The 14,537-nt window shown below is 35.3% G+C and carries 16 protein-coding genes; 11 read left to right on the top strand and 5 right to left on the bottom strand.

Going from position 1 to position 14,537, the window contains the following annotated elements:
• Positions 1-163 precede the first annotated feature (163 nt).
• Positions 164-853 (top strand): NUDIX hydrolase, encoded by a 690-nt coding sequence (locus ISU00_RS11300; protein ID WP_228850767.1) that lies wholly within the window; start codon positions 164-166, stop codon positions 851-853.
• Positions 854-864: 11 nt separating this feature from the next.
• On the opposite strand, the gene ISU00_RS11295 is transcribed toward ISU00_RS11300, so the two are convergent.
• The 5 genes from ISU00_RS11295 to ISU00_RS11275 all read right to left on the bottom strand — a co-directional run bounded on the left by ISU00_RS11295 (position 865) and on the right by ISU00_RS11275 (position 5,048).
• Entirely contained in the window at positions 865-2,865 is a 2,001-nt protein-coding gene (locus ISU00_RS11295) for a protein-disulfide reductase DsbD family protein (RefSeq protein ID WP_228850766.1), read from the bottom strand.
• Positions 2,866-3,006: 141 nt separating this feature from the next.
• Complete coding sequence (locus tag ISU00_RS11290) at positions 3,007-3,348, bottom strand: rhodanese-like domain-containing protein (RefSeq protein WP_228850765.1); 342 nt, start codon at positions 3,346-3,348, stop codon at positions 3,007-3,009.
• 109 nt (positions 3,349-3,457) lie between these two features.
• Positions 3,458-3,772, bottom strand: a complete 315-nt coding sequence (locus ISU00_RS11285) for a rhodanese-like domain-containing protein (RefSeq protein ID WP_228850764.1) — start codon at positions 3,770-3,772, stop codon at positions 3,458-3,460.
• A 106-nt stretch (positions 3,773-3,878) separates the two neighbouring features.
• Positions 3,879-4,481: a thioredoxin family protein gene (locus ISU00_RS11280; RefSeq protein WP_228850763.1), complete on the bottom strand. Its 603-nt coding sequence runs from the start codon at positions 4,479-4,481 to the stop codon at positions 3,879-3,881.
• Positions 4,482-4,493: 12 nt separating this feature from the next.
• Positions 4,494-5,048, bottom strand: a complete 555-nt coding sequence (locus ISU00_RS11275; protein WP_228850762.1) for a TlpA family protein disulfide reductase — start codon at positions 5,046-5,048, stop codon at positions 4,494-4,496.
• Positions 5,049-5,165: 117 nt separating this feature from the next.
• On the opposite strand from ISU00_RS11275, the gene ISU00_RS11270 reads away from it, so the two are divergent.
• From ISU00_RS11270 to trpA, 10 genes are all read left to right on the top strand, one after another.
• Positions 5,166-5,621 carry a MarR family winged helix-turn-helix transcriptional regulator gene (locus tag ISU00_RS11270; protein ID WP_228850761.1) on the top strand — a complete coding sequence of 152 codons (456 nt, stop codon included), beginning with the start codon at positions 5,166-5,168 and terminating at the stop codon, positions 5,619-5,621.
• 343 nt (positions 5,622-5,964) lie between these two features.
• On the top strand, positions 5,965-7,368 hold the full coding sequence (locus ISU00_RS11265; protein WP_228850760.1) for an anthranilate synthase component I family protein: 1,404 nt from the start codon (positions 5,965-5,967) through the stop codon (positions 7,366-7,368).
• 1 nt (position 7,369) lies between these two features.
• Positions 7,370-7,942: an anthranilate synthase component II gene (locus ISU00_RS11260; RefSeq protein ID WP_228850759.1), complete on the top strand. Its 573-nt coding sequence runs from the start codon at positions 7,370-7,372 to the stop codon at positions 7,940-7,942.
• Between the two features lie 10 nt (positions 7,943-7,952).
• The gene (gene trpD / locus ISU00_RS11255) at positions 7,953-8,954 is read left to right on the top strand and encodes an anthranilate phosphoribosyltransferase (RefSeq protein WP_228850758.1); all 1,002 of its coding nucleotides are present in this window, start codon (positions 7,953-7,955) and stop codon (positions 8,952-8,954) included.
• Entirely contained in the window at positions 8,951-9,742 is a 792-nt protein-coding gene (gene trpC / locus ISU00_RS11250; protein ID WP_228850757.1) for an indole-3-glycerol phosphate synthase TrpC, read from the top strand. The genes trpD and trpC overlap by 4 nt, the downstream gene beginning before the upstream one ends.
• Before the next feature lie 38 nt (positions 9,743-9,780).
• Positions 9,781-10,392: a phosphoribosylanthranilate isomerase gene (locus ISU00_RS11245; protein ID WP_228850756.1), complete on the top strand. Its 612-nt coding sequence runs from the start codon at positions 9,781-9,783 to the stop codon at positions 10,390-10,392.
• Positions 10,377-11,558, top strand: a complete 1,182-nt coding sequence (gene trpB / locus ISU00_RS11240; RefSeq protein ID WP_228850755.1) for a tryptophan synthase subunit beta — start codon at positions 10,377-10,379, stop codon at positions 11,556-11,558. The genes ISU00_RS11245 and trpB overlap by 16 nt, the downstream gene beginning before the upstream one ends.
• A complete protein-coding gene (locus tag ISU00_RS11235; protein WP_228850754.1) occupies positions 11,558-12,652 on the top strand; it encodes a carbohydrate-binding family 9-like protein in 1,095 nt (364 codons plus the stop codon). Before trpB ends, ISU00_RS11235 begins: the two co-directional genes overlap by 1 nt.
• On the top strand, positions 12,649-13,764 hold the full coding sequence (locus tag ISU00_RS11230; protein ID WP_228850753.1) for a family 10 glycosylhydrolase: 1,116 nt from the start codon (positions 12,649-12,651) through the stop codon (positions 13,762-13,764). The genes ISU00_RS11235 and ISU00_RS11230 overlap by 4 nt, the downstream gene beginning before the upstream one ends.
• On the top strand, positions 13,757-14,521 hold the full coding sequence (gene trpA / locus ISU00_RS11225) for a tryptophan synthase subunit alpha (RefSeq protein WP_228850752.1): 765 nt from the start codon (positions 13,757-13,759) through the stop codon (positions 14,519-14,521). The genes ISU00_RS11230 and trpA overlap by 8 nt, the downstream gene beginning before the upstream one ends.
• Positions 14,522-14,537 lie beyond the last annotated feature (16 nt).

Here is a 14,537-nt window from a genome sequence, read left to right as displayed (position 1 = left end):
AACTGAAGTAATTCCGAATATCCAAATTTTTTTAACTTTTTTTTAAGTTTCTTTAATAAATCAGACTGCTAATTAGGATATTAATAAATGTTTTTTTTACATTTATACCTACGTTATTCCAAAGGAATTATTTTTTCAATTACAATTTTCCAAATTAATATCAATGCTAAACAGTTATAGCAAGGAGGACAAAATTGTTGTCGCCGTTGATTGCCTCATTTTCGGTTTTGATAATGACGAATTAAAAGTTTTATTAATTAAAAGGGATTTCGAGCCTGAAAAAGGTAAATGGTCACTAATTGGAGGGTTCCTTCAACAAGATGAATCATTGGATTTAGCTGCAAACAGAGTTTTGAAAACCATGACAGGCTTGGACCATATATATATGGAACAATTCTACGCATACAGCGAAGTTGATCGAGACCCTGCCCAACGTACAATTTCCGTGGCTTATTACGCCCTAATTAATATTAGTGATCATAACGAGGAATTAACTGAGCAATACTCTGCCCAATGGTTCTCCATTACAAATAAACCGAAATTAATATTCGATCACGATGAAATGGTGCATCATGGTATAAGACGACTTAGATACCGAACTTCCACAAAACCTATTGGTTTTGAGTTATTGCCAGAAAAATTCACCATGAAACAGCTTCAAAAGCTATACGAATCTATATTAGATGAAAAATTAGATAAGAGGAATTTTATAAGCAAAATAAATTCTTTGGATATTCTTATCAAATTAGATGAAAAAGACATGAATTCCTCAAGGAAGGGGTCTTTTTTATACAAGTTCGACGAAGACAAATACAACAAAAAAACAGATCAGGGATTCGTCTTTAAGTTGTAAAATTTGAGGGATTAATAATTTGAAATCCCTGCCCTTAACCAATTCTCAAAATTATCTGCATCTGGGGTGTATCCAATTGGTGGAACTAGATTAGCTTCCTCTTTATTTAATAAAACATAAAAAGGTTGAGTATTCGTTTTATATCGAACAGCCTGAAACTCACTCCACTTTTGGCCTATATATTTCAATTTTTTCCCGGGTCGTAATTTTGAATCCAACACTTCATTTTCGTCTAAAGGTCGCTTGTCATCAACATATAACGATACCAATACAACATCATTCTTTAAAATGGAAAGTACTTGATCATCAACCCAAACATTCTGCTCCATTTTTCTGCAATTTACACATGCCCATCCTGTAAAATCAAGCAAAACCGGTTTATTAACTGTTTTGGCATAAGCTAATCCTTTATCATAATCATTAAAAGCAAGAATCTGATGAGGGGGTAAATAATGTGCCCCATCCGGCAGATCACCATCTGCATGTGAATTAATTAAACCACTATTTAGACTATTCCCTACACCATAAGGAGATTCACTATATTCAATTGGGGGAGGAAAAGCGCTAATGAGTTTTAAAGGTGCACCCCAAAGACCTGGAATCAAATATATTGTAAAAGACAAAGTCAATAGTCCTAAAGATAATCTACCAACGGAAATATGCGATAATGGCGAATCATGAGGCAAAGTGATTTTACCAAACAAATAAAAAGCCAATGTTCCAAAAATAGCAATCCATATCGCTAAAAAGACCTCTCTTTCAAGTAAATGAAGCTGTAAAACAAGATCTGCCTGAGATAAAAACTTGAAGGCAAGTGCCAATTCCAAAAATCCCAAAACCACCTTAACAGTGTTAAGCCATCCTCCTGATTTTGGCAACGAATTCATCCAGCCTGGAAATGCGGCAAACAATGCAAAAGGAATTGCAATTGCTAAAGAAAACCCGAGCATTCCTATTACAGGGGCCAATCCTCCTTTAGAGGCGGCCTCAACCAAAAGCGTTCCAACAATGGGGCCAGTGCAACTGAAAGATACAATCGCCAATGCCAAAGCCATAAAAAATATTCCAACGTAACCTCCTCTATCGGCTTGAGCGTCAACTTTATTAGCCCACGAACTTGGCAGCACAATTTCAAAAGCCCCCAAGAAGGATATAGCAAATACCACTAAAATCAAAAAGAAAACTAGATTGAACCAAACATTGGTGGCTAAAGCATTTAAAGAATCTGCTCCAAAAATCCAAGTAACCAGTGTACCTAACACTACATATATCACTACTATGGAAAGCCCATAAATAACTGCATTTTTAATTCCTGTAGCTTTGGTTGGACTTTGCTTAATAAAGAAGCTTACTGTCATTGGAATCATTGGAAAAACACAAGGAGTAAGTAAGGCGACAAATCCAGATAAAAAAGCTATAATAAAAATAGCCCAAAGCCCTTTTTTTGGTTCCTCAGAAGGAAGTGTAAATTCTTCAGAATCAGCGGTCGAATTAAGCACCGAATCTTTTACTGAATTGTCATCAATTGTATTAAAATCTATTGACGAGGATTTAGTGTCATTGCTTAATTGAAAAACCAAATCCTTATAAGTTGGAGGTAAGCATCGGCTTTCATCACAAACCATATATTCTACCTCGGCAGTAATTGAATTTGAAACATCCCCACTAACAACTACAGTCTGTTCGAATTTCGCAGTTTCATCAAAATATTTAATTTCCATATTGAAAACGGGATCCATGACAGTTGTTCCTATATCTTCAATAGTTTCATTTAAAAGTTTTATGCTATCCGATTCTGGATAAGAAAAGGTGGTCGGTATAGGACCATTTTCCGGAACACTTTGTGAATAGAGATGCCAGCCATCATCTATGTGTGCAACTGAAATTAATTTGTAGGTTGAGTCATTTATTTTTTCAACTGAGCTTTCCCATTTTACAGGGTCAAGTATTTGTCCGTTTCCTGAAAAAGTAAATACGATAGCAACGAACAAGGAAAGTGTAAATCTTACCATTTGTAAATCATAAGAACGTCTGGGATGACGAAAAGGTTTAGTTATAGAACAAAAATATAAGAAGAATAAGAAAGAAGCCTTAAAGCTATCACAAAATTAAAGTCATAAAAAAACCAGCAATTGCTGGTTCTAATCTAAATTTTAAGATCGTTGCTTTATATGTCCTCCTTTATATTTCCATTTCGTAATGCCTCCCTCCAAATCATAAATTTTTATGAAGCCAGCATCCAACAGTTTTTTTGCGCATTTGGCACTTTGTTTACCGGCATTACAATAAAGAAGAACGGGCTTGGTCTTATCTAATTTATCAATATCCTCTTCAAAGGTTGGGGATTCAAAATCGATATTTTGTGATCCAGGAATAGATTCTACAGCAAATTCATCAGAAGTTCGAACATCTACTAATTGAACTTCCTCCAAATTCAAAATCGCTTCCATTTCGTCTGGCGATACAACTTTAACTTCGGTTGTTTTGCTTTGCATACAACCTAATATTAGAAGGAAACTTAAAAATCCTATAACTAATCTTGACAATCTAACCATAGGTAATCACCAAATTTTATCTAATGTTAACGTAATGAATATTAAATTATTATCCTACTTCAATTTCTCCTCGCCATTCTAAAATACCTCCTAATAGATTAAAAGTTTTATCAAAACCTAGTTGTTCCATCAGTTTACAAGCCTGAGCGCTACGAGCACCCGATCGGCAGTAAAGAAAGTAAGTCTTAGATTTATCCAATTCCTCTAAAGCGTCAATAAATTCTTGTCCTTTATATATATCAAGCTGAACAGAATTGGGAATATGTCCCGCTTCTACCTCTTCAGTGGTTCGAATATCTAGAATCATCGCATCATCAGCGCTATTCAGTTGTTCTACCCATTCATCTTGTGTTAAATCTGCCATTGAATTACTAATAAGTTTCGATGCAAAATTAACATTTCTTTAATATAAAGACGAAAAAAAATCCGAAGCGTTACACCCCGGATTGTTAAAATTTTTATTTCTAAACTTAGGCCTTTATGGAACAACCTATTGCGCGAGTTTTGGTTTCTTTTACTTGCTCTCCATTTAACAAGGCATCAACAGCATTTTCAACATAGGTTGTATTAACTGATGATGCATCTTGGTAATTATCATCAATAGCACCTATATACTTAACTATGTTACCTGCCTTAGTTTTCTCCAAAACATATACATGCGGAGTCTTTGTAGCTCCATATTGGGGATAAATTTTTTGTTCCTTGTCAATTAAATAAGGAAATGTAAAACCCTTTTCTTTTGCCCTAGTTTTCATGGCATCCATATTATCTCCCGGTTTGGCCGCAGTGTTATTTGGCATAATGGCAATTACGGGATATCCCTTTGAGGCATATTTTTTATCCAAAGCAATTATCCTATCTTCATAAGCCTGTGCATATGGACAGGTATTACAGGTAAAAATCACAATATATCCCTTTGCATCCTTATAATCCGATAAGGATACCATCTTTCCATTGATATTTTCCAATTTAAAATCAGTGGCTTTATCACCGATATCATACCCTTCACTTACTGGAGCATCGCATAGGAAACCTCCAACCATAAGTGCGAGAAAAATCATAACTGTTTTCATAACTTAATGTGTTTAATTGTTTATTACGGATTTTAATTGATTTTCTAATTCTTCGTAGGTAAAAGACTGTTCGTAAAATTTACGCTCATCTTTATTGAAAATTATTGTTGCGGGAATAGCTCCAGACCAAGATTCATCTATTTGTGGGATCCAAGCATTAGAATTCGGATCATTCAGCGCAATAACTTCACTGTCAATATTATTTTCTTCGATAAAAGGCTGTAAAAGCGATTCATATTTGTTAGGAAAATCTAGGCTAACTAAAAGAAGTTTCACTTTTTTTGAACTGTATTCTTTTGCTAGTCTCTGGAAATAAGGCATCTCTTTAACGCAAGGCTTACACCAAGTAGCCCAAAAATTTACAACATAAATAGAATCGTTATCAGTTGATAAATACGGTTTAAGCCCATTAAAATCTACAATTTCAAAAGAGAAATTGGATGTAGTTTTAGAAGTTTCCTCCACTTGATTTTTAGAGGTCTCCTTACCCACAATAGTTTGATCTCCAGATTCTTTGCAACAAACTAAAAAGAGAATTAATACAAGTACGAGTAGACTATGTTTCATACCTAAAAATAAAAATCTCCTTCCGTGCCAATTAGTTTTTAACAAAACATTATAAAACTGAAATTAATAGAAAGGGTTAAAGCAATATTCTTATATTTGTATATACAAACGTTGTATATGGAGTTAAGCGAGCTCTTGCAAGTTTCCTCCCCTCTTCCCCTCAATCGAAAAACTGTTATAAACCTATTTTATACCTACTCAAGGGTAAGGGATAAGTGGACCGATAGCATAAAGAACCATGATATTTCCATGGAGCAATTTAATGTGCTGCGGATTTTAAGAGGGCAAAAAGGAAAGGAAACAAATCTTCAAGACCTTCAGAAAAGAATGGTAACGAGGATGAGCAATACCACTCGATTGGTTGACAAATTGATCAGGAAAGATTTGGTAACACGTAGAATTTCTACGGAAAACCGAAGGAAAGTTCAAATTTCAATTACTGATAATGGTCTAAAACTATTAGAGATATTAGACCCTTTGGTGGATGAAATTGAAAATGAAATTTGTTCTAGTTTTTCCGAAAATGAATTAAATGAACTTAATATTCTCTTAAGTAAAATGAGAGAATTTTAAATATTATTAGTACCGTTAATGGGATTTCTAACTAACCGACCTTTATATTCTTTAACTGACTAATAGGATTAATAGCTTCTATTTATTAGAACCCTGCCAAACCCTTATTTGGCAGGGTTTTTTTATTGGACCAAATAAAAATTGAAATATTTAAAATCAAAAATTTGCAAACATAAAATTCATTTCTATATTTGAGGCAACAATAAAATCAGATGAATAAATCAGTTAATACATGGTGGTGGTGCTATCGCAATTTTGAAGCGTGAAGCATATCCTTTTTGTATTAATTCAAAATATCAAGGCTTGTCTTTCACGACAGGCCTTTTTTAATTAAATAGCGCATATGGCAACATATCATCTTAAAACACATTACACCAAAGTACTTGCCGATACCTTAACACCGGTAAGCGTTTATCTCAAAATTAGGGATCGATACCCAAATAGCATATTACTAGAAAGTAGTGATTACCATACCTCGGACAATAGCTTTTCTTACATCTGTTGTAATCCCATTGCTTCAATTGAACTTAAGAATGATGAGCTGATTTCTTCTTATCCAGATGGCACTAATCGAACAAAAAAGCTTTCAGACAAGTCAAAAATCGTAGATGAAATTCAGGAATTCGTTGATAGTTTTGCAGTGGAGACACTATCTGATTTCAAATTTATTTATAATGGAATATTTGGCTATACCGGGTACGATACGGTTAGGTATTTTGAAGATGTAACTATTTCCAAAAAAATAGGTTATTTAGGAGTTCCAGATTTAATATATTCAGTTTACCAAAACATTATAGCTATCAACCATTTTAAAAATGAAGCTTATGTTTTTGCACATTGTTACAATACCGAGGACAACTTAGATGCTCTTTTACATCTCATCCAATCTAGAAATTATGCCACATTTAATTTTAGGACTGAAGGAGAAACCACAAGTAATCTTACAGATGAAGAGTTTTTGGAACATGTTGCCCTAGCCAAAAAACATTGCGCGCGCGGTGATGTTTTCCAGCTAGTTTTATCAAGAAAATTTAGTAAATCATTTAAAGGAGACGAATTTAATGTCTACAGGGCATTAAGAAGTATTAACCCCTCACCCTATCTGTTCTATTTTGATTATGGAAATTTCAAGATTTTTGGAAGTTCTCCGGAAGCTCAATTAATTGTGGCTAATGGAAAAACTGAAATACACCCAATTGCAGGGACTTTTAAGCGTACGGGGAATGATGAACAAGACGCAACACTAGCAAGGCAACTGTCTGAAGACGAAAAAGAAAATAGTGAACACGTTATGCTTGTTGACTTGGCAAGAAACGACCTAAGTAGAAATGGACGTGACGTTAAGGTTGAGACATATAGGGAGGTTCAATTTTTCTCTCATGTTATTCATTTGGTAAGTAAAGTTACTGGTTTTAAAAATGATAAAATCTCGACTATGCAAGTAGTAGCAGATACTTTCCCGGCTGGAACATTGAGCGGTGCACCAAAACATATGGCCCTGCAACTCATTGAACGCTATGAGAAAACAAGTCGCGAATTTTATGGAGGTGCTATTGGATTTATGGATTTCCACGGCAATTTTAACCATGCCATAATGATACGTACATTTTTAAGTAAAAATCATGAACTACATTGGCAGGCAGGAGCTGGAATGGTTTCAGAATCCAAACCAGAAAATGAATTACAGGAAGTATACAATAAACTGGGAGCTCTCAATAAAGCCATAGAATTGGCACAATCTATATAACATGAAACGTATTTTAGTTATAGATAATTACGATAGTTTTACTTATAATCTTGTCCATTATTTGGAGGATTTGGAATGTGATGTAACGGTAAAACGAAATGATCAACTTGAAATGCATGAGCCGGAAGAATACGATCGCATTGTTTTATCACCTGGTCCAGGAATTCCTGATGAGGCCGGCTTATTAAAGCCTATAATTGAGAGATATGGCCCGACCAAACCTATACTGGGTGTCTGTTTGGGGCAACAGGCCATTGGTGAGGTTTATGGTGGACATTTGATTAATCTTTCAAAGGTATTTCATGGGGTCTCTACAGAAGTGCAATTAACGGTTGATGATGATCCAATGTTTACTGGATTAGAAAGTGAATTCCAAATTGGCAGGTATCATTCTTGGGTTATTGACCAGAACACCTTTCCTGAGGTTTTAGAGGTAACATCGATTGATAAACAAGGACAAATAATGTCTATAAGACACAAATTCTATAATATTCGTGGGGTCCAGTACCATCCAGAATCGGTACTCACACCAAACGGAAAACAAATTCTTGAAAATTGGTTGAAATTATGTTAAACGAAGGAAGATGAAAGAATTATTAACAAGACTCATTAATCAAGAATACATTTCTACTGAAGAGGCCAAGAATGCTTTAGTTAAAATCTCAAAAGGTGAATACAATAGCAGTCAGATTGCTTCTTTTTTAACAGTTTATATGATGCGTAGCATCACCATTGAGGAGTTAAAGGGATTTAGGGATGCACTTTTAGAACTGTGTATTCCGGTGGAATTCGACGGAATTGAAACAATCGATTTATGTGGCACAGGTGGGGACGGAAAAAACACCTTTAATGTTTCAACACTGGCCTCCTTTGTTACCGCTGGAGCAGGTGTCCCTGTTACAAAACATGGTAATTATGGTGTTTCCTCAGCCTGTGGGTCTTCCAATGTTTTGGAATACCTAGGAATTAAATTCACATCAGATCAGGATTTCTTAAAAAGATCAATGGATAAGGCAGGTATATGTATACTTCATGCCCCTTTATTTCACCCAGCAATGAAACATGTCGCTCCAATAAGGAGAGAATTAGGTGTAAAAACGTTCTTTAATATGCTTGGGCCAATGGTGAATCCTGCATTCCCTAAGAACCAAATGGTAGGTGTGTTCAGTTTAGAATTACTTAGGTTATATGGATATCTGTATGAGAACACAAACAAGAAGTATTCTATTGTATATGCCCTGGATGGGTATGATGAAATCTCTTTAACTGGCGATTCTAAAATTATGAGTCACGATAAGGGAGAGCGGCTATTAACCCCGGGGGACTTAAATTTACAATCACTATCTATGCAGGAAATTTATGGTGGTGACTCCATTGAATCGGCCGCCAAAATATTTATGTCCGTTTTAGATAATGAGGCAACAGAAGCTCAAAAAAATGTGGTTTGTGCCAATGCCGCAGTGGCTATTGCGACGGCAACGGGTAAAGGATATTTGGAAAGTATGGACGATGCAAAATATTCATTGGAAAGCGGAAATGCAAAAAACGCTTTTGTTGAATTAATAAACTTAAGTAAAGCTTCATGAACATTTTAGATAAAATTGTAGCAGATAAAAAAACAGAGGTTGATTTAAAAAAATCTATGGTCTCTGAAAAGGAGTTAGAAAAATTTCCGTTGTTCGACAGAGAAACTATTTCATTAAGAGACAATATTGAAAATAGCACCTATGGTATTATAGCCGAGCATAAACGTAGGTCTCCTTCAAAATCGGTCATAAACCTGAGTTTGAACGTCTTCGATGTGGCTAGAGGATATGAAAATGCTGGCGCATGTGGAATGTCAGTACTGACTGATGGAAAATATTTCGGCGGGTCCTTAACAGATTTAATGTTGGCCCGTGCCAGTTGCGATTTACCATTATTGCGAAAAGAATTCATAATAGAATCTTATCAAATTACCGAAGCCAAAGCCTATGGAGCCGATGTGATTTTATTAATTGCATCAATTCTATCCAAAAATGAGATTATAGACTTTTCTAAGCAAGCAAAAAGTTTGGGAATGGAAGTTCTCATGGAAGTTCATAATGAAGACGAATTAAAGAAATGCTTAATGCCCAACATAGATATGATGGGTGTAAACAATAGAAACCTAAAGACTTTTGAGGTCAATCTGGAAATCAGTAAAGCCCTTTCAAAATTAATACCTGATGATTTTACGAAGGTTTCTGAAAGTGGCATCAGTAATATAAGGGCCATCAAAGAACTTTCAGAATTTGGATATAAAGGCTATCTAATTGGTGAAAACTTTATGAAGACGGACGATGCAGGTAAGGCAGCAAAAGAATTTATGAGCAATTTATACGAGAATTATTAGTGTCAATTCCGAAAAATATAAAACTTAAAATCTGTGGAATGAAATATCCTGAAAATATACAGGAGGTTTCAGCCCTTGGACCAGATTATTTGGGTTTTATTTTTTATCCCGATAGCCCAAGGAATTTTAGTGGATCGATCCCTAAAATAAATTCAGAAATTAAAAAAACGGCTGTTTTCGTCAATGCTTCAAAAGCTCAAATTTCAGAATTGATAGAAGAACATAAATTTCATGCAGTGCAATTACATGGAAATGAAACTCCTGAGCTATGCAAAGAGTTACGTTCTGATTTTCCTTTGGTAGAAATCTTAAAAGTGTTTTCTATAAAAGATGAATTCGATTTTTCAGTTTTAAAACCATATGAAGCATTTTGCGATTTCTTTTTATTTGACACCAAAGGTAAACGACCCGGGGGCAATGGATATGTTTTCGATTGGAATGTTTTAAATACCTATAACTCAGACAAGCCATTCTTTTTGAGTGGGGGAATCGGAGTAGAACAGATATTGGACATTAAAATGTTCTTCAATTCAGAGATTTCAAATAAATGCTATGGCATAGATGTCAATAGTCAATTCGAAATAAAACCAGGATTAAAAAATCCAACATTACTAAAACAATTTATTCTTGAATTATGGGATTCAATGTAAACGAAAAAGGATATTACGGAGAATTTGGCGGGGCTTTCATTCCAGAAATGCTCTATCCAAACGTTGAGGAGTTACGAAAAAATTATTTAGACATTATGTCTCAGGAGGACTTCAAAAAGGAATTCCAACAACTTTTAAAAGATTATGTTGGTCGTCCTTCTCCTCTTTATTTTGCAAAACGTCTTTCAGAAAAATACAACACAAAGGTTTATCTAAAGCGCGAAGATCTCAACCATACAGGTGCACACAAAGTAAACAATACAATTGGCCAAATTTTAATGGCTAAGCGGCTTGGAAAAAACCGAATAATTGCGGAAACTGGCGCGGGTCAACATGGTGTTGCTACTGCAACTGTCTGTGCGCTTATGGGAATTGAATGTATCGTCTATATGGGAGAGATTGACATTGCCAGGCAGGCACCTAATGTTGCTAGGATGAAAATGCTTGGAGCAAAAGTTATCCCTGCAACTTCTGGGAGTAAAACCTTAAAGGATGCTACCAATGAGGCCATTCGCGATTGGATAAATAACCCCGTAGAAACACACTATATCATTGGAAGTGTTGTTGGTCCTCACCCCTATCCGGATATGGTTGCTAGATTTCAATCTGTAATATCTGAAGAAATGAAATGGCAGCTAATGGAACAGGAAGGTACTGAAAATCCAAATCATGTTATTGCATGTGTTGGAGGCGGAAGTAATGCTGCTGGTGCATTTTATCATTACTTAGATAATGAAAATGTTAACCTAATAGCAGTGGAGGCTGCCGGAAAAGGGATAGATACAGGAGAAAGTGCGGCAACCTCCGTACTAGGTCATGAGGGGATTATACATGGTAGCAGAACCCTTTTAATGCAAACTGATGATGGGCAAATTACAGAACCATATTCTATTTCGGCAGGTTTAGACTATCCTGGAGTTGGGCCATTACACGCTCACCTATATAAATCTGGAAGGGCAGAATTTCATTCGATAACGGATGATGAAGCCATGTCAGCTGGAATGATACTAAGTAAATTGGAAGGCATTATACCTGCTATAGAAACAGCACATGCCTTGGCCGTACTCGAAAAAAGAGAATTTCAGGAAAATGAGATTGTTGTTGTTAATCTATCCGGTCGAGGAGATAAAGATTTAAATACTTATATCAATTATTTCAAACTATAATGAGGTTAATTCATTATATATTTTTTTTGAATATTCTAATTAGTTGTAAACCTGAAACTTCAGGTTCGGACATACAAAAAATAGATATTTCAGAATTACTGGTTACTCCAAAATTCTACGAGGTACCAAGAACTAATGATACAATCTACATCGATGGTTTAGCAAATGAACAGTCATACGATAATTCTAGGTTCACAAATTATTTTATTGATATTGAAGGTGCTAAAACCCCAAAATATAAAACTAGAGCAAAACTGCTTTGGGATGATAATTTCTTATACGTGTATGCCGAACTAGAAGAGCCACACATTTGGGCGACATTAAAACAACGCGATACTGTCATTTTCTACAACAATGATTTTGAGGTTTTCATAGATCCATCGGGCACAACCATGAATTATGGAGAAATTGAAATAAATGCTTTAAATACAGTTTGGGATCTGCGTTTACCAAAGCCATATCGAGCTGGTGGCAAGGCTGAAGATTCATGGAATTTAGAAAACATTAAAACGGCTGTACATATTTATGGGACATTAAATAATCCTAAGGACATCGACTCTTTATGGTCCGTAGAAATGGCCATACCAATAAAACCTTTGTCTGCACTTAAATATGATTCTTTACCACCTAAAGAAGGTGATATTTGGCGACTTAATTTTTCTAGGGTCAATTGGGATTTTGATTTGGTTGAAAACCGATATAACCGGAAAATGGAAGGTGGAGAGTATAAAAAAGAATACAATTGGGTATGGAGCAACCAAAAAGTAATTAATATGCACGAACCTGAAAAGTGGGGATATATTAAATTCTCAGACTCTACATCTAATCTAGATCCGAAATTTGCTTATGAAGAGGATTTGGAAGTAAAACAGGCAATGTATACTATGTATAGGGAAGTTCTGAATGGAAATCTTAAAAATCTAAAAACATCAGATGAGGTCGAGTTATTTTATGAAGTAAAAATTAACCAAAAAGATTATATACCAATTCAATTTATAAGGCGTGAGGAAGGATATCTTTTTACCTATTCAAATTCTGCCAACAATAAAACCTATTCAATCAACCAAAGTGGCCTCCTAACAATAAAAGAATGAATAAATTAAAATCACTATCGATCTTACTAGCCTACATGGTTATTTTCGGATGTCAAGAAAACAACACAAAAACTGAAGAAACTAAAAACGACTCCACATCAATAGATAAAAAGGATGCTTTTAGATTTTCAACCTGGACAGGTGCTAGCAATGAATTCAATTCAGAAGAGTGGGCGAATCGGCTTGAAGGTTATAAAGAAGTAGGCATCTCGGAGGCGCTGATTAATGGGTCTCCGGAAATATTGGAACAGATTATCCCCATAGCCAAGGAAAAGGGTATTAAAATACATGGGTGGATGTGGACGCTTAATCGACCTGGAGATACTATAGCAAATAAACACCCAGAATGGTATTCTGTAAATAAAAATGGTGAGAATTCTTTAGAAAAAAGAGCCTATGTAGATTATTATCAATGGTTGAGCCCATTTCATCCTGAAGCAAGGGAGCATATTAAAAACAATGTACGAAAGTTAATGGCCGTGGATGGCTTAGCTTCAATACATTTAGATTATGTGCGCTATGTAGACGTTATTTTAGGTGCCGATCTTCAACCGAAATACGATATTGTACAGACTACTGAAATGCCAGAATACGATTATGGTTATCATCCTATTGCAAGAGAAGGTTATAAAGCAATCTTTGGGGTCGATCCTATTAATTACGAGCATCCTGAATTAAGTTCAGAATGGCGCCAATATAGGCTAAATGCCGTTACCAGTTTAGTTAATGAAATAGCCGAAATGGTTCATTCGGAAAAGAAAAAACTAACTGCTGCTGTCTTCCCTTTTCCAGAAATGTCTCGGCAAATGGTACGCCAAGCTTGGAATGATTGGAACTTGGATACTGCATTTCCTATGCTATACCATAACTTTTATAGAGAAAACATCAATTGGATAGGGTTTGCAGCTGAACAAGGCGTTAAGACTGTAGATTATCCAATTATGGCGGGTATCTATATGCCTGCATTATCCGATCCTGAAGATTTAGAAAAAGCCATAAGGATATCTAAGGAGAAAGGAGCTTCTGGCGTTTCACTTTTTACAGCGAATGACCTTTCTGATACACAAAAAAATATACTTAAAAAACTAACGAAAGAGTTCAACAATGAATAGAATCAATACCGTTTTAAAAGCCGATAAGAAGTTATTGTCGATTTATTTTACTGCAGGCTTTCCTAATCTTGGTGATACCTTACCTATTTTAATCGAATTACAGGATAGTGGTGTAGATCTAGTTGAAATTGGATTGCCATTTAGTGATCCCTTAGCAGATGGACCAACGATCCAGGCCAGTTCAACACAGGCATTGGATAATGGAATGACAACGGAACTATTATTCGAACAACTTAAAAATGTTAGATCTTCTATCACTATACCCTTGTTGATAATGGGTTATTTCAACCCCATTATGCAGTATGGCGTCGAGAAGTTTTGTGAAAAGTGCTCGGAAATAGGCATAGATGGCTTAATTATACCAGACTTACCATTAGATGTTTACATAAATGATTACAAAACCATATTTGAAAATTACAATCTAGCAAATGTGTTGTTGATAACGCCACAGACAAGTGACGGTCGAATTAAGGAAATTGATGACAATTCCAATAGTTTCATTTATATGGTAAGCAGCGCAAGTATTACCGGTGCAAAGGACGGTTTTGGTAATGAACAGACAGAATATTTCAAAAGAATTGATTGCTTAAATTTGAAAAATCCGCAAATTGTCGGTTTTGGTATCAGTAATGAAAAGACCTTTAGACAGGCAACCGAATTTTCTAAAGGAGCTATTATTGGGAGTGCGTTTATTAAGATGTTGACTGATAAAGGAATTGCTGGTATCAGTTCTTTTATAAGTGCAATTAGAGGATAACTTAAGGATTTTATAA

It is taken from the genome of Aegicerativicinus sediminis (assembly GCF_015476115.1).
In the GTDB taxonomy this organism is placed as follows: Bacteria; Bacteroidota; Bacteroidia; order Flavobacteriales; family Flavobacteriaceae; genus Aegicerativicinus; species Aegicerativicinus sediminis.
This window is presented reverse-complemented; position numbering and strand designations above follow the sequence as displayed.

What these genes read in the sequence shown, in the direction of transcription:
- trpD (WP_228850758.1), top strand. Translation starts at nt 7,953, where the DNA reads ATGAAAGAATTATTAACAAGACTCATTAATCAAGAATACATTTCTACT.
- ISU00_RS11235 (WP_228850754.1), top strand. Translation starts at nt 11,558, where the DNA reads ATGAGGTTAATTCATTATATATTTTTTTTGAATATTCTAATTAGTTGT.
- ISU00_RS11285 (WP_228850764.1), bottom strand. Translation starts at nt 3,772, where the DNA reads ATGGCAGATTTAACACAAGATGAATGGGTAGAACAACTGAATAGCGCT.
- ISU00_RS11270 (WP_228850761.1), top strand. Translation starts at nt 5,166, where the DNA reads ATGGAGTTAAGCGAGCTCTTGCAAGTTTCCTCCCCTCTTCCCCTCAAT.
- ISU00_RS11290 (WP_228850765.1), bottom strand. Translation starts at nt 3,348, where the DNA reads ATGCAAAGCAAAACAACCGAAGTTAAAGTTGTATCGCCAGACGAAATG.
- ISU00_RS11280 (WP_228850763.1), bottom strand. Translation starts at nt 4,481, where the DNA reads ATGAAAACAGTTATGATTTTTCTCGCACTTATGGTTGGAGGTTTCCTA.
- ISU00_RS11275 (WP_228850762.1), bottom strand. Translation starts at nt 5,048, where the DNA reads ATGAAACATAGTCTACTCGTACTTGTATTAATTCTCTTTTTAGTTTGT.
- trpA (WP_228850752.1), top strand. Translation starts at nt 13,757, where the DNA reads ATGAATAGAATCAATACCGTTTTAAAAGCCGATAAGAAGTTATTGTCG.
- trpB (WP_228850755.1), top strand. Translation starts at nt 10,377, where the DNA reads ATGGGATTCAATGTAAACGAAAAAGGATATTACGGAGAATTTGGCGGG.
- ISU00_RS11295 (WP_228850766.1), bottom strand. Translation starts at nt 2,865, where the DNA reads ATGGTAAGATTTACACTTTCCTTGTTCGTTGCTATCGTATTTACTTTT.
- ISU00_RS11265 (WP_228850760.1), top strand. Translation starts at nt 5,965, where the DNA reads ATGGCAACATATCATCTTAAAACACATTACACCAAAGTACTTGCCGAT.
- ISU00_RS11245 (WP_228850756.1), top strand. Translation starts at nt 9,781, where the DNA reads ATGAAATATCCTGAAAATATACAGGAGGTTTCAGCCCTTGGACCAGAT.
- ISU00_RS11260 (WP_228850759.1), top strand. Translation starts at nt 7,370, where the DNA reads ATGAAACGTATTTTAGTTATAGATAATTACGATAGTTTTACTTATAAT.
- trpC (WP_228850757.1), top strand. Translation starts at nt 8,951, where the DNA reads ATGAACATTTTAGATAAAATTGTAGCAGATAAAAAAACAGAGGTTGAT.
- ISU00_RS11300 (WP_228850767.1), top strand. Translation starts at nt 164, where the DNA reads ATGCTAAACAGTTATAGCAAGGAGGACAAAATTGTTGTCGCCGTTGAT.
- ISU00_RS11230 (WP_228850753.1), top strand. Translation starts at nt 12,649, where the DNA reads ATGAATAAATTAAAATCACTATCGATCTTACTAGCCTACATGGTTATT.